The 16,067-nt window shown below is 42.7% G+C and carries 11 protein-coding genes; 7 read left to right on the top strand and 4 right to left on the bottom strand.

Annotation, left to right across the window (positions count from 1 at the left end; genetic code table 11):
- Positions 1-14: 14 nt before the first annotated feature.
- The 4 genes from V7K30_RS23445 to malQ form a co-directional block, all read right to left on the bottom strand.
- Positions 15-1,763 carry a thiamine pyrophosphate-binding protein gene (locus V7K30_RS23445; protein WP_335003363.1) on the bottom strand — a complete coding sequence of 583 codons (1,749 nt, stop codon included), beginning with the start codon at positions 1,761-1,763 and terminating at the stop codon, positions 15-17.
- The gene (locus V7K30_RS23440; protein WP_335003361.1) at positions 1,757-2,584 is read right to left on the bottom strand and encodes a type 1 glutamine amidotransferase domain-containing protein; all 828 of its coding nucleotides are present in this window, start codon (positions 2,582-2,584) and stop codon (positions 1,757-1,759) included. Before V7K30_RS23440 ends, V7K30_RS23445 begins: the two co-directional genes overlap by 7 nt.
- Before the next feature lie 37 nt (positions 2,585-2,621).
- A complete protein-coding gene (locus V7K30_RS23435; RefSeq protein ID WP_335003359.1) occupies positions 2,622-3,305 on the bottom strand; it encodes a DJ-1/PfpI family protein in 684 nt (227 codons plus the stop codon).
- A 742-nt stretch (positions 3,306-4,047) separates the two neighbouring features.
- The gene (gene malQ / locus V7K30_RS23425; protein WP_335003357.1) at positions 4,048-5,553 is read right to left on the bottom strand and encodes a 4-alpha-glucanotransferase; all 1,506 of its coding nucleotides are present in this window, start codon (positions 5,551-5,553) and stop codon (positions 4,048-4,050) included.
- A 661-nt stretch (positions 5,554-6,214) separates the two neighbouring features.
- Here malQ and V7K30_RS23420 point away from each other — a divergent pair.
- The 7 genes from V7K30_RS23420 to V7K30_RS23390 all read left to right on the top strand — a co-directional run bounded on the left by V7K30_RS23420 (position 6,215) and on the right by V7K30_RS23390 (position 15,834).
- Positions 6,215-6,931, top strand: a complete 717-nt coding sequence (locus tag V7K30_RS23420) for an NHLP leader peptide family RiPP precursor (protein WP_335003355.1) — start codon at positions 6,215-6,217, stop codon at positions 6,929-6,931.
- Between the two features lie 360 nt (positions 6,932-7,291).
- Positions 7,292-8,887: a GMC oxidoreductase gene (locus V7K30_RS23415; protein ID WP_335003353.1), complete on the top strand. Its 1,596-nt coding sequence runs from the start codon at positions 7,292-7,294 to the stop codon at positions 8,885-8,887.
- A 61-nt stretch (positions 8,888-8,948) separates the two neighbouring features.
- Positions 8,949-9,572, top strand: coding sequence for a UbiX family flavin prenyltransferase (locus V7K30_RS23410; RefSeq protein WP_335003351.1), 624 nt, complete (start codon positions 8,949-8,951; stop codon positions 9,570-9,572).
- Positions 9,569-11,056, top strand: coding sequence for a UbiD family decarboxylase (locus V7K30_RS23405; protein ID WP_335003349.1), 1,488 nt, complete (start codon positions 9,569-9,571; stop codon positions 11,054-11,056). Before V7K30_RS23410 ends, V7K30_RS23405 begins: the two co-directional genes overlap by 4 nt.
- A 282-nt stretch (positions 11,057-11,338) precedes the next feature.
- Positions 11,339-12,352 (top strand): catalase family protein, encoded by a 1,014-nt coding sequence (locus tag V7K30_RS23400; protein WP_335003347.1) that lies wholly within the window; start codon positions 11,339-11,341, stop codon positions 12,350-12,352.
- A 328-nt stretch (positions 12,353-12,680) separates the two neighbouring features.
- Positions 12,681-14,690, top strand: a complete 2,010-nt coding sequence (locus tag V7K30_RS23395) for a GMC family oxidoreductase (RefSeq protein WP_335003345.1) — start codon at positions 12,681-12,683, stop codon at positions 14,688-14,690.
- A 115-nt stretch (positions 14,691-14,805) separates the two neighbouring features.
- On the top strand, positions 14,806-15,834 hold the full coding sequence (locus tag V7K30_RS23390) for an SMP-30/gluconolactonase/LRE family protein (RefSeq protein WP_335003343.1): 1,029 nt from the start codon (positions 14,806-14,808) through the stop codon (positions 15,832-15,834).
- Positions 15,835-16,067 lie beyond the last annotated feature (233 nt).

Here is a 16,067-nt window from a genome sequence, read left to right as displayed (position 1 = left end):
AAAATTCTGGTCTACTATTGGCCACACTTGACACCAATCTTTGTACTTACAATTTCGTTTGTCAGTACTAAATCAATCAGAAATGGGCCATTATGATCCAATGCTTTTTGGATAGCTGGGGCAATTTGATCTGGCTTGTCTACCCGAATAGCCTGAACCCCTAAAGACCTTGCTAATTCAGCAAAATCGATATTTGGATTGCACAGGTTAAAAGAAGATGGGTAGTCATGTTCTGGTATTTCCTGTTCGCCCCAATAGTGCAAAATGTTGAGCTTGAGGATTTGATAGCTGTGATTATTACAGATGACAAATTTGGCATCTATATTGTGGTGGGCAGCAGTCCAGAGGGCTTGGATAGTATACATACTGCCACCATCACCCGTGAACCCAACCACAGTTTTATCTGGATTAGCTAGTTTAATACCGATCGCTCCAGGAATACCAACACCTAGCGAACCGCCTCGTGTTTGGAAATATTGTCCTAGTTTTGTCGGTGGTATGTACCGACAAACTTCGGGAGAATTGGTAATAGCTTCATCGAAAATAATCGCATCTGGTGGCAAATGGGCAGCTAATTCCTCTGCAAAACGAGTCATGTGCAGAGGTACTGAATCCCGAACCGCCTTATCAGCCTCAAGTAGAGCAGCCGATTCCCGCTTCTTGTCCTCAGCTATCCGAGTAGCCCTTGCAGAAATCTCTTGCTTCTGTTGGTGTGTCAGAGTTGACTTAAGAGCGATCGCTAATTTGCTAAGACTAGTTTTCGGATCGCCAAGTAGCCCAAGATCCACCGGGAAGTTCTTCGCTATTTCATAGGTATTCAAGTCAATGTGAATTACTTTCGCTGACGGCGCAAAAACTCCAGACAGCGCCGGAAATACCTCTGGAAAAACGTAAGTACCTGTAATCAATATTACGTCTGCTTGGGATGTAACGCGGCGGCTATCATCGCCAAACATATGACCCAACAACCCTCCGAACAGAGGATGTGTAGCGCTCATATTCGCTTCCGATGAGTCTGCTCCCCAAACTTGTGCGCCGATGAGTTCGGCTACATCTGTCAATTCAGCCTGGGCATCGGAAAAAGCTACACCATCGCCCATAATGATTAGGGGATGTTTAGCGGCAGCCAATAAAGTTGCTGCTGTTGCCAGTTGGTCGGGTTCCGGGGCAACCCGTGTCACTGGAAAAGAAGTCGGAACAACCTCTTCATAATTAGCAGCATCAAGGATATCCATCGGTAGGGAGATGAACACCGGTCCCATAGGCGGCGTAGCAGCTATTTTGATAGCTCGGCGTAGCACGCGTAATAAAGAAGAAGGATCGACTACCCTAGTTGACCATTTTGTTACAGGTTTAGCCATGCTGACCAAATCTGCTGCCATTTGGGCATCCATCGCATCGTAGCAGATACCAGCTTCGCCAGCCAGTACTACTAATGGTGCATGACCACGCATGGCCTGATAAATCATCCCTATGCCATTTCCTAAACCGACTCCGCTATGCAGTTGCACAATAGTAGGCTTTTTGGTGGCGCGGGCATAGCCATCGCCTGTACCTACTGCGATCGTCTCTTGCAATGCAAAGATATATTTAAATTCTGGATAATAGTCCTTTAACGCATCTAGGAACCCCTGCTCAACTGTGCCAGGGTTGCCAAACATGTAGTGTATACCATCTGCCAGAAGTTGTTCGATGATTGCAAAGCGACCATTTCTGTTAGCCAGCAAAGGCTTTTCATTGCTCTGTTTGGTCAAACTTACCATCCGTACCGCCTCAGTCCTTTATCTAAAACTTCCACCAACTTTTGACCAGTTGTATAAGAGTCTGCGGTAGACCGACCAGTAACAAAGGGATAATCGACAATCACAGAGATTTCTTTGCCAAAATTACCGTGATATGCTCCATCTGGGGCTGTGGCATCATGGAGAATATACTCCAGAGGATAGGGAGGTGGCCCCATGTTAATGTCAGCACCGACAAATCCCGTACCATCCTTGTAATCATATTCCTTGCAATGACCTGTGACGTGCTTACCCCTAATAATGCTCTTGCGGTCTGCTAAGTCACGAGCAAAGGCTAGACAAGTTACACCGTAGCATTCTGCTGCGATCGCCTTGTCCTTTTTGTAAAAGCTGAGGATCAGGTCATGAACCCGATGGTTATTGACTAAATCAACGATTGGCCCACTACCACCGACTATTAGTAGAGCGTCGTATTGTTCCAAATCTTTTTGTATTTCGTCGAGAGCATTGTTATATGCTTCCATCTCCCGGAGGAATTTTTCCGCACTCCAATAAGGGCGATCGGGCAACCATTGTGACAGGATGATTGGGTTGTCTAGCCGGGGATTCTTAGGATCTTCTAGCTGCTTGACTTTTTCAGCCATCTCTTGAGAGACAACTGTCCGACCTAAAGGTGGGTCAATATAAGTCGGGTCCATGCTGGGAGGAAGCGCTACTGGCCTTTTTCCTGTTGGAGTTGCAAAATCAACCTGATATCCCGCAGCATCGAAAGTTTCTAAGGGGCCTACCAGTTCTTCACCCCAATAACCAAATTCCGATAAAATTATGAGAATTTTTTTCACAAAATTGTCTCCTAGTCATGAATTTGTTTTGAGATAATTAGCTTGCAACTTTCAGTCTTGAAACAGAAGTGGTAGTCCTTCTGCCTGAGAAGCGATTAGTGGCAATAGATAATTGTTGAATTTGTTCAGTAATCGCATCAATGAATGGTTCAACCTCGTGTTTTGAGCGACCAGTAACAAGGTCGCCATCCACCACAACACCTGACGGTGATGTTGTGTAAACTGCACCAGCATTGAGAATATCTGCAAGGACAACCTCATGGCAGATAACTTGTCGGCCTTTGAGTAATTCAGGAATTGGTGTCACTATCCAAAGACCGTGGCAGAGTGCGCCTTTAATAATCCTGGGATTTACCATTGCGCTGGCATAAAACTGTACAGCCGGTGAAGTGCGAACTTGTTCAGCACTGATTAGCTGACCTGTTGGTGGCTGAAAGTAACGCAGACGCACGCTAGTATAGTTAGCGCACATAATCACAGCCGCATAGTCGTTAACATCTACGTTTTGAAAATCAATGTTTACGTCTATCGTTCGAGGTGTATTGCCCGTATCTTCATCACTGAAAAAGCGAACGCTTGGCTGATCCCAGAGTCTAGACATCAGATGTACTGTTGCTTTAAGTTCTGAGAAGCGCTTTTGATATGCTTCAATTTCTTCAGGAATGAACTCACTTTCTACAAGAATGGCGATTTTTTTCCCACCAAGGGATCTAGGTATCATATTGGTTCAATATTCTTAGGGTCACTAGATTCTTAATTTGGAATGTAGGTGACTTATTTTTAAGTCTTTATGTATAAGTTTAGAGAGAGCAATACATAACTACAAGGGTCAATATTTTGCAGAAAGTTTATATTTTTTATCTACTTACTTTTATCTAAATTTAAAAAGCACAAAATAAAAGTGCAATGGTTTATTTTTCGCTCTAAGGTTGCATCTTTTTGGTAATAGATGCTCGACAAATGCTTGAAATAACTTGACAATGTAAGTAAGAATTCAGGAAATTTTAATCTTAAATTATTTTTCTAATCAAATTTTTTGAAGTATTGTCAATAGTAATTAGCAATTGTTCACAGATTTATTTCGACTGACTATGAATTCAATCAAACAAAAAATTTCTGACAAATTGGGGCTAATCCGAAATGCCTTGAGTGAAACTGGTGAAACGGGTATGCGATTGCGCGGTTCAGATTGGTTCACTTGATCTACTGCTGGCGCTTCCAATACTGTGCGGCTTTGTTGTATGAAACAGAAAAAAGACACACCTTCTCTCAATAAAGTTAGTAATTAGTCTTCCACTTTATAACTATCTGGTTTGCCTAACTGGATCATGCAGTTAAGTGCAGCACATGGCAAAAATAACTCGACTGCTTGATTCTCAAAAAAGCGTCTTCTTAACTTTCCCCCAAAGATGGTTTTGAGGCAAAACATAGCAGTTTCAGATAAAGAAGAGCCGTCAGGTCGATTATCCGCTCACCCTTCCATAAGTTTCAGTCATTGCTCTGAGGCGATCGCTAATCTCTGGCGTTAAAGCTGTAGACTGATATCGCCAACCCCAGCTACCTACAGTTTTGCCAGGAAAATTCATCCGAGCTTCGGTACCTAATCCCAAAACGTCCTGTAGAGGAATAATCGCCTGATTAGCTACAGAACTTAATGCTAACCGAATCAAATCCCAGTGGATTCCACACTCACTCTTACAACCCAAATAACTCAAGACTTGTTCTCTTTCTGACGGTAACAATTGATTGAACCAGCCAACTGTCGTGTCATTATCATGAGTACCCGTGTACACAACACAATTAGACTGATAACTGAACGGTAAAAAACGCTTTTCAGCTTGTGAAGCATCGCCAAAAGCAAACTGAAGAATTTTCATGCCGGGAAACTCAAATCTGTCTCGTAGAGCATATACTTGTGGTGTAATTTCTCCCAAATCCTCAGCGATAATTGGCAGTTTGCCTAACTTCTGTTTGAGTATTTCAAAGAAAGCCTCTCCAGGAGCTTCAATCCATCTACCATTCATAGCAGTTGTTTCGCACTGTTTTACAGCCCAATAAGCTTGAAATCCCCGAAAGTGATCAATGCGAATCAAGTCTACATAATTAAGTATGGACTGGAAGCGCTGCACCCACCACTTGAAGTTCTCCTCCTCTAGCCGCACCCAGTTATAGACAGGATTACCCCAAAGCTGTCCAGTAGCGCTGAAGTAATCTGGTGGTGTTCCTGCCATTAGTGCTGGCTCACCTGTCGATTCATGAAGGCAAAAGTTTCCGGGATTAGCCCAAACGTCGGCGCTATCGTGAGCCACATAAATTGCGATATCTCCTAGTATTTGAATCCCGCGCTGGTTAGCATAGTGCTTCAGTTGTGACCACTGCGAGAAAAACTCAAACTGTAGATATTTATGGTAAAAAACTTCATCTGGTAGTCGTTGCTGCCATTGCTCGATCGCTTCTGGTTTGCGTTGAGCGATCGCCACCTCCCAAGTATTCCAACTAGAACCATTATGGGCATCCTTGAGCGCCATAAACAAGGCATAATCGTCTAGCCAGTAAGCCTGACCCTCACAAAACTCCTTAAATTCCTGTTCTTGTTCTGATTTTGCATTATTTTTGAAGTTTTTACAGGCTTTTTGCAGTATCGGTATCTTGGTTTGGATAACCTGCGAAAAATCTACTCTTTCAGTGGAGAATTTTGGTAAATTAGTGAAATCTTCAGCTAGTAATCCCTTGTTATACAGGAGTTCTGGGCTGATTAACAGTGGATTTCCGGCGATCGCTGAATAAGAAGCATAAGGAGAATTGCTATCCCCCGTAGGCCCCAATGGCAATATCTGCCAAAGCTGCTGTTTACTTTCTACTAAAAAATCAACAAAGCGATAAGCTTCCGATCCAAAGTCACCAATACCAAACTGACTAGGAAAAGAAGTAGGGTGTAGCAAAATGCCGCTAGATCTGAGAAAAGGCATAATAAACCTCTGTTTTAGTGATCGGAATTAAACAATTAATAAAACTGATTGAATAAGATATTCGAGTAATAAGACTCTTACAAATTTTTACAAAATTAACTTAAATCCGTAATTTATTAAAAAATCAAGGTATAGAAAAAATATTTTGAGCCACAATCTAAGATTATGAGGCATTAAACGCAGATGCAAAGGTCAAATTTTCGTAAAAAGGTTGTATTTTTTTTACTTTGATTTTAGAAATTATATTAATGATATTAATGAGTAAAATCTCGGCAAATCATCAATTTAAAGAGTTAAACAGTTACACAAGCAAAAGTATTATCAAAGGGTCATGAAGCTTATTGAGTTAGTGTCATAGCCTTTTTAATTGCCTCTTCAGCTTACTGCCGAGTCAATAATACCCTTAAAGGATCACACCAAAACAATGTAAACTACCTACGAAATTTTAACCCTTGCAATCATGTTTTGTAATTTTTAAAATAAAGACAATCGTTAGATTAATAGAAGCTTGATCTAGCCACGGCAAAATAAGACAAGCTCGAACGTTTAGCATCGAGTTTACAACACGCAAGTCCAGCCTTTTGGTCTTTCTGGCTGCTAAACCCGTAATACCAAACAAGTTTTATCTTTCCCATACCATTAATTTCAAGGATAGCTAACAATGGTAACAACAAATCCTTCTTTGACAAATAGCTCTACTGACTTCCCTGAAGTTAGAAAGCTTTGGTCAGGTGTAGATATCACGAATTTTGGGCCTTATTATGAAGCTTTACAAGCACGGCTGATTGACCGCATTTGGAATGATCAATCACTCAAGCAAGAAATACTTACCAATCCAAAAGCTGTGTTTGAAAGAGAAACAGGAATTACATTTCCTGGAGATACAGAAGTTAGAGTATTAGAAGAACCTGAGAAAACGTTCTACTTTGTACTTCCTGCAACTCCACCAGTTGAAGAGCATTGGTATCGATATGAACAGTTTTCTAGCTGGTGGCCAATTATCGATACTTTTTGGTATTTTTATTACCGACTTGGTGGTGCTACCAAGGCTAGAGCTTACAGAGAGTGTTTACAAGCATTATGGATAGTTCGCTCTTGGACTAATGAAAGTTTCCGTCAGCAACTCCTTAAAGATCCAAGATCCATATTTGAAGGAGAAATGGGAATACCCTTTCCTGCTGATTTGAAGATTCAGTCATTAGAAGAAACCTCGAATCTCGTCTACTTTATTCTTCCCAAAAATCCGGAATTTGAGAAACTTGATGATAGTGCAACTGTTGGTGAGTGGTGGAAAGCATCACATGGTTTGTGGTGGTGGTATACCTCATTGCGGTTCCGTCAACCAGCTGGGGATACAGTCACAGGAGTAGTTGGGTAACTAGAGATAACTACGGCGTGTTTGCCAACACGCTCAAAAGTCCTCTTTTGCTAACTCCAAAAACTACAGTAATTCACCGATATTAAGGCGATTTTTGTTACCCATAAAGCTAAGTAAAAAAGCAAAACTAATTGCCCTGTCTCTTCTTCAAAAATAAGTCTTTTGGACAACTTTGACGAGTAGTTTAATTTGTTTATTTACTGAAAATTTATAACTGCGATCGCCTCTATATTGGTGTTTACCAGCTTTTACAAATTGAAACTATATAGGAGTTTCAACAAGAAATATAAGCTCCTAAATTGTTTTGAATTGCTTCAGTTGTTTCTAGTCATAATCTATCATCAAAATTTCAATACTTGTATGTTTGATCAAAAATTTCGGCGTCGCCACTTTATTCAGAGTGCTGCTTTATTTTCTGCTGGTGTAGCAGCCTCAGTTGTTTCTCCTCTTCGGACTCGTGCTAGTGATGATTATATAGATGCACTAGTAATTGGTAGCGGTTTCGGTGGGGCTATTGCTGCTTTACGTTTGGGACAGGCTGGTATTGACACATTGATTTTAGAGCGAGGTAAGCGCTGGCCTATTACACCTAGCCAAAATACTTTTGCTACTTTCAATAAACCTGATGGTAGAGCCGCTTGGCTAAGTTCAACATCTGTGTTTGGTGATACCGTAGATGTATATACAGGAGTCTTTGAAACACTACAGGAAAAAGGAATTATTGTTGTCAATGGTGCTGGTGTTGGCGGTGGTTCGCTAGTTTATAACGCTATTACTTACAAACCTAAACGCCAAATATTTTATAAGGTATTTGACCGTGCTGTTGTTGACTATGATGAACTAGATTCAATTTATTATCCTCGAGTTCAAAAAATGCTGAAATCATCACCAATTCCACAGGATGTTTTAGCTACTACTTACTATGGCAAAACCCGATTTTTCCTAGAGAATGCAGACAAGGCAGGCTTGCCAAGTTTTCTCTTGGATCTAGCTGTAAATTGGGATACAGTTCGTCAAGAAATTCATGGCTCAAAAGTACCTTCTGCTATAGATGGTCAATGTTGGTGGGGAGTTAATAGCGGAGCAAAAAATAGTTTAGATCAAAATTATCTTCCGCAAGCAGAAAATACTGGTCATGTAGATGTTTTACCTCTACACGTAGTTACAGATATTGCCGAGATCCGTGGTGAGAAAAAATATCGTGTTTGCTGCAATGAAATTAATGAGTCAGGGCAAATTATTCGGAAAAAAACCTTTACCTGCCGCTATTTATTCGTAGCAGCTGGCTCTGTCGGTACTTCTAAACTTTTAGTTAAGGCTAGAGAAAAAGGCACATTACCTTACTTGAACAACTTCGTTGGCAAAGATTGGGGAACTAATGGAGACAACATTACCATTAGATCGGACTTAGGCCCTGTGACAGGTAATGGAGGAACTGCGGGTGCTGCTATTGAACAGCTTGAGGGGCCAACTCCTATAGTTGTAGAGAGTCTTGAACTGGGGAACAATGCTCAGGGCATACAATCTTGTCTGGGTCTGGGTGTTCCTAGTCCAGCTGGCACGTTTAAGTATAATCCGTCTACGGATACCGTCAACTTAAATTGGCCAACATCTGTAGACGATGCGATCGTCAAAAAGACAGAAAGACTTTTCAATACCCTTGACAATAGCATCAATAACTTTGGTAGACGACCTCGGCATAAAACTAAAGAAGGTATGATGATGATGTCAACCTCCCAAAATAATGATGCTGCTATTACTGGCCATCCTTTAGGAGGAGTTCCAATAGGAAAAGCTTGCGACCCATTTGGGCGAGTATACGGATACCGCAGACTTTATGTTGTGGATGGCTCACTTATTCCAGGCTCTGCGGGTTGTGCTAATCCTTCTTTTACCATTGCAGCTTTAGCAGAACGTTGTTTGGACAAAATCATTGCAGAAGATATTCATAGTTAATTGCTCATCTCTGCAAGGCGATGTTTTAAACCAATGTCAATCTTTTAACAGGAAATAAAAAATGGTCGAGAGACGACGCTTAATTGTTGGCATTAGTGGTGCAACAGGAATAGTTTACGGCATCCGATTATTAGAGATGTTGAAAAGAATAAATGTTGAAAGTCATTTGGTTGTGTCAAAAGCAAGCCACAAAACTCTCACCCATGAAACTGATATGACTGCTGAAGATTTACGGAAGTTAGCTGATATCAATTATTCAACTTGGGATATCGGAGCAGCAATCTCTAGTGGCTCATTTAAGACAATGGGAATGGTAATTGCCCCCTGTTCTATTCGCACCATGTCAGAAATTGCTACTGGTGTGACGAGTAATTTGCTTACCCGTGCTGCTGACGTGGTACTTAAAGAACGTCGCCGCCTGGTGCTGATGGTGCGTGAAACACCCCTCCACGCCGGTCATCTTAAAAGTATGCTCGCAGTCATAGAAAGTGGAGGTATCATTGCACCACCTATGCCTGCTTTTTATACTCGCCCGGAAACATTGGACGATATCATCAACCACACAGTTGGCAGAGTACTTGATCTGTTCGATATTGACGCGGGATGTGTTAAGCGTTGGGGTGAAGAAGTTAATGAGTACCTATGGAAACAAGATTTAGAAAAGAAAAAGGTTGCAAGTAAATGATCAGGCATCTGAAGAGTCTTAGAGAATACATTGATGCTTTAAAAGCGATCGGCGAGATCCAAGAAATCGATAAAGAAGTAGATTGGAATCTTGAGATTGGCGCGATTATCCGCCGTTCTTACGATCTCAAATCCCCTGCACCATTGTTCAACACTATTAAAGAGATTGAAAAGGGCTTCCGAGTGCTGGGTGCACCAGCTGGTGTAAGTCGGCAACCAGGGCTTTATCTATGTCGCGTTGCGCTGTCGCTAGGTCTGAATCCAGATGCAACGGGTCAGGAAATTATTGAGGCTTTGGCACAAGCTCATCATCAAACGCCCATTCCGCCAAAGCCAGTCAAAAGCGGTTCTTGCAAAGAAAACATCTTCCTCTATGACCAAGTAGACCTACTACGTTTGCCAGCTCCCCTGATTCATGGGTGGGATGGCGGACGCTACCTAAACACCTTTGGCATGATTGCGGCACAGACACCGGATAAAAAGTGGACTAACTGGTCTATTGCCCGAATCATGATTTTAGACAAGAATCGGATGACCGGAATCGTCTCTCCAAAGCAGCACATTGGACAAATCCATGCGATGTGGAAGGCATTGAATAAACCCATGCCCTTCGCACTTGCTCTTGGCTGTGAACCAGTGATTCCTTTTGTATCAGGTATGCCTATTCCTGCATATGTAAACGAGTCAGATTTTATTGGGGCTTATTTGGGTGAACCTGTCGAGGTTGTGCAGTGTGAGACTGTAGATTTATTTGTTCCTGCTACAGCCGAGATTGTAGTTGAAGGAACACTCTCCCATACTGAAACAGGGCCAGAAGGGCCTATGGGCGAATACGATGGATATTCCTGGCCTGGGATGAGTACGGACAAACCAGTTTACAATGTCACTGCAATCACCTACCGCAATGACCCGATCCTGCCGGTTGTGGCAGCAGGGGAACCGGTTGAGGAAGATCATACGGCTTTTGGGCTGCCCCATGCTGCTCAGACACTCCATGAGTTACGCGAACATCAACTTCCAGTGACAATGTGTTATGTGCCTCTAGAAAGTGCTTGCCACTGGCTAGTGATTGCTATGCATAAGGAGTGGCGGACAAAAACCAATTTCAACTCTCAAGAGTTAATTCAAACCATCGGCAAAATTCTGTTTAAATCTCACGCCGGATTTGGCATTCCTAAAGTTCTGCTGATGGAGGACGATGTAGATATAACTAACACCTCCGAAGTGGTGTGGGCTTTTGCTACTCGTTGTCACCCTGAAACTGGCGAAATACACTTCCCGATGGAAGATATGGCTCCACTTCCCGTCTATCTACGTATACAGGAAAAGAGGGGATTAATGAGTACCAAAGTTATATACAACTGCCTCAGCCAAGATGATTGGACACCCACTCAAAAGCCTGTACGAGCTTCGTTTCGCAGCTTGTGGCCTACAGAGATTCAAGAACGGGTGCTAAACAATTGGAACGCCTATGGCTACCGTTAACGGTGTTTTCTTCTATCTCCAGTAAACCAAAAAGTTTTTTAGAAGCCTTGCTATACGAACATTTCAGCTAAATGCAGGCATACCACAAAATAACCTTAAGTTGAGCATTCCACCCGATGCCACTAGCACTGATGAGAGCGATCGCGCTGTTAAACCAATGCTGAATACTCCTTATTCATGAGGGCTGGAACCCTTTTTTTTGAGTTCGTTTCCCAACGTTCCTGATTTACCGATCTCAGTATTTGGATAATTACTTAAGCTAAGATTTGCCAGGAGAAATGTATGATCATTCTTTCTAATTCCAAACAAGAAGCAACAACTGATGCAGTTTTAACAGCCAGTCTTAAAGACCAACAGGAAAAAGGCCCAGACCTCCGACAAATGCACACAAAAAGTCATGGTTTGGTGTGGGGAGAATTCATTGTTGAGAAGGATATTTCTGAAAATTTGAAAGTGGGTATTTTTGCTAAACCTAAAACATATCCTATCTGGGTTCGATTTTCCAATGCTTCACCACCAGAGAAACGAGGCAAGCTAAAGTCAGATCAAGAACCTGATGTCCGTGCCATAGCAATTAAGCTTATGGAAGTAGAGGGGGAAAAAGTTTTAAATGATGAAGAAAAAACTCAGGATTTTATCTTCATAAATCATCCAGTTTTCTTTATTCGAGATGCCCAAGGCTATATTGACCTTGGTAAAGCGGGAAGTGGGCAAGCAACACCGGAGTTACTACAATCGCTGCAACCGACATTTGCCTTACTCCAAGAAATGAGTAGCAAGGAAGTGGTTAATCCAATCGATGTCCAATACTGGAGTACAACTCCCTATAAACTAGGTTCTTACGCGATTAAATTTTCTGTGAAACCGCAGTTAAAGGATGAGACTCAAGGGTCAAAATCTGATTCGGATAATTACTTGCGTGAGACTCTAGTCCAATGTCTGACAAATGATCAAAAAGAGGTCAAGCTTGACTTCCTAGTTCAGCTGTATGTGGATGACGAGAAGACCCCAATCGAAGACCCTATGAAAGAGTGGGAGGAAAGTAATTCGCCATTTATTAAAGTAGCTACTATCAAAATCCCTAGTCAGCAGTTTGATTTTGAAGAACGGAAGCGATTGGATGAGAGTTTATCATTTTCGCCTTGGCATACATTACCTGAACATGAGCCACTGGGTAGTCTAAATTTAGCTCGCAAAAAAATCTACCAAGAACTTGCACAATACAGACATGAGTATGTTCAAAAGCGCTTAATAGAGCCTCAACCATATACTTCTATTCAGGATGAACCGCAATAAATACAAAAGAATCTGGTTCTTTTAAAGAACTTGTCTTTTGTTTTCCCACAAACTGAATACATCAGAATTTCAGTCAGAGTTCTCCAGGAATTACTTAACAACTAAAAGTAACAGACGATTCCAGGCATTATAACCATATTGATGTTGGTTAAACGTTTAAGAGTGTAGGGTTAAAAATCGTCTGTTATTTTTTCAATATGTTTGGATTATTTAGTTGCAAATTTGTAAGCACAATGCAAACAAACTATTAGAAACCAAAACCTGTACCAACATAAACCGAAATTTAAATTTGAAAAAAAATTTGTATTAGTTGGAAGGAATCACAAAAATGCCAGATAAAAAAGAGACAAACGGTGCGATTACTCCATATGCTTCAGGTAACAGAATAAAGTTTCATAAGAGGTTTTCTCGCAGAAAATTTATTAGCAGAGCGACAATTTATGCTGCTGGTGTAGTCAGTTTATTCTCTAGTTTGACAGCAGGTCGCTCTTTTGGTTTGAAGAAGCAGTGGGACTCATCTATTCCCTTAAGTCCATCAGCACCAGTTGAATACATCGTAGTTGGTTCTGGTGCTGGCGGCGGGCCCCTTGCAGTGAATCTAGCGAAAGCTGGACACAAAGTGGTTTTGATTGAGGCAGGTGACGATCAAGGTGACGATATCGCCTCAGTACCCGGTTTCAATCCGGTCGTCGTCGAAGATCCCCGTGTGCGATGGGACTACTTCGTTCGGCACTATGCCAATGATGCGCGTCAACGCCGCGACAGCAAGTATATCGTTGAGAAAGATGGTGTATTGTATCCACGAACGGGCACACTGGGTGGATGTACTGTTCACAGCGCTATGATTACAGTATATCCAAACAACTCTGACTGGGACAACATTGCCCAGATCACTGGCGATCGCAGCTGGTCGGCAGAAAATATGCGAAAATACTTTGAGCGGCTGGAACAATGCAATTATGTTGATTTGCCAGGTCGTGGAATGAACAATCCCACACGTCACGGGTTTGACGGCTGGCTGTCAACTAACCTTGCCGATCCTAAGATGTTCTCTGAAGATGATAAGCTGCGGAGTATTTTGCTTTCAGCAGCGCGAGAGGCAGGTGTAGATGAAAGCATTCTCGACCGTTTTTTCCAAGGAAAACTCGACCCCAATGACTGGTCTAGGGTGGTGCAGAACCTCCAAGGTCTCTACAACATCCCTATATCCACCCGGAATGGTCAGCGACGCGGGCCGCGTAACCTGATTCGGGAGACAGCTGCTGCACTTCCCAACAATCTTATTGTCAAGACCAACACATTAGTAACCCGCGTACTATTTAAAGGTAAGAGGGCGATCGGTGTCGAGTACCTTGAGGGTGCACATCTCTACCGTGCCGATCCTCAAGCTAATCCTAACCAACCTGAGCCTCGTTTGAGAAAGAGAATGTTTGCTTCTCGTGAAGTGATCCTGTCAGCGGGCACCTTCAACAGTCCGCAGATTCTAAAGCTTTCTGGCATTGGTCCGAAAGATGAACTACGTAGTCACGGTATCGTGCCGATTGTTGACCTTCCAGGAGTTGGTCAGAACCTTCAAGACCGCTACGAGGTTGGCGTCATAACTCAGTTGGATTCGGATTTTCAGACTACCCAAAAGTGCACAGCCCAGAATCTATCAACAGACCCATGCTTCTTGGAATGGCAACAGGGAAAGGGTATTTATACAAGCAACTACACTGTCGTCAGTAATATTCGGAAGTCTGATCAGGCTCGTCCTCAGCCCGACCTCTTCATCTTTTGTGCATTAGCACCTTTCCGGGGCTACTATCCCGGCTTTTCTGAACCAATTACCCGTGTGAAGAACCAATTCACTTGGGCGATTCTCAAGGCACACACTCGCAACTGTGCAGGAACTGTAAAGCTTCGTTCTGCTGACCCACGGGACACACCCAAAATCAATTTTCATTACTTTGATGAAGGCAATGACACCGAAGGGGAAGATCTGGCCTCAGTTGTCGAGGGTGTAGAATTCGTGCGCCGCATGAACGCGCAAATAGGTAATATCTCGCAAGGAGAGGTATTGCCCGGACAGACGGTTCAGTCGCGTGATGACATAGCCCGCTTTGTGGCGGATGAGGCGTGGGGACATCATGCCTCTTGCAGTAACAAGATGGGTGTTCGGAGCGACCCAATGGCAGTGGTTGACAGCAAGTTTCGGGTCTACGGCACACGTAATTTGCGCGTCGTAGATGCTTCTGTCTTCCCACGCATTCCAGGCTACTTTATTCTTACCGCTATATATATGATAAGTGAAAAAGCAAGTGATGTGATACTAGAAGACTGTCGGATAACTAGCTGAGGCATTTGTGATTAATATGTGCAAGTGCCTCAAATTAAATGCCAAACACACCAAAAAAAACCTCAACCAAAGCCGACTTATCTCAAGTTTTAATGTTATGCGGAAATTTTCTTTGATGGTTTTCAGCTGTGCACAGATTTTGCTACTAGCTTCTTGCCATTATATTTCCAAGAACGCCACATCTACCTCTGCACAGGCGGCAACGCAGCTCCCAGATCCGGCTGTAGCTGCTACCTTATCTGAAGTAACACTGCCGCCAGCATATCTCATCTCACCAATGAAGGTTTTGCAGAGCGACAAATACTCTGAGGGAATTGTTTTAGACGGTGAGGGCAACCTCTACTTCTCTCAAACTAAAGCCGGGACAATCACAGTGGTAACTCCTGAAGGCTTCACTAAAATCTGGGCTAAAGTCCCAGGTGCTAACGGGCACAAGATCCTGCCCGATGGTACTCATGTTGTCGCTGCCAAAAACTCGGTAGTCCAGTTAGATGCTGATGGTAAGCTCTTGAAAGTGATTGCGAAGGAATTTAATGGCAAGCCCTTGCAGTATCCCAATGACATTACTATTGATTCACAAGAAGGAAGTTTTTACTTCACTGACTCCGGTAACTCAAACCTCCAGACCCCAAACGGCGCAGTTTACTATGTGGATTCTACAGGAAAAATTAACTTAGTCGTTACCGGATTGGATTTTGCAAATGGCATTATCCTCACTCCCGATCGCAAGCGGCTGTTTGTTAGCGAGAGCAATAAAAATCAAATCTTGGTCTACGATGTACTGTCTCCGGGAAAGGTGAGTTCGCAGAAAGTGTTTGCTCAACTCCCTGTCAAACAGGGAGAGCAAATCGACAATAAGCCTGATGGGATATCCCAAGATGCGATGGGTAATCTTTACGTGGCTCACTATGGCATGGGTCAAGTGCAGGTTCTTAATCCTGAGGGCAAACTGATCCGCCGATATTCGACTGGTAATCTCACCACTAGCAACTGCGCTTTTGCAGGTCCGAAGCTCGACCAGCTATTCGTGACCGGTGGCATAAAAGCAGAAGATGGTTATGGAGGGATATTCCGTCTAGATATTGGCGTGCCAGGATTGGACATTCGGCCCAAGGGGAAAGGGTCATCGTTACAAGAAAGATAGACTTTATCAAAATTAAGAGAGAAGAATAATGCCAATTCGTAATTCGCAATTCGCAATTCGCAATTAAGAAACTCAGAGGTAATCTAGGTTTCTGGATTTGAATCTCGATTTTAAGCTGTTATGTCATCATATTTATCAGAGGTTTTGAGCAGTACTTTTCTTAACTTTGTAATCAGCAGTTTTAAATTTATCTTCATGTATGCAGTTTATCATCTGATGAGTCAGTGACTAAC

It is taken from the genome of Nostoc sp. (genome assembly GCF_036917655.1).
Taxonomy (GTDB): Bacteria; Cyanobacteriota; Cyanobacteriia; order Cyanobacteriales; family Nostocaceae; genus Nostoc.
Note: the sequence above shows the minus strand (reverse complement) of the source record. Positions and strands in the feature narration are given on the sequence as shown.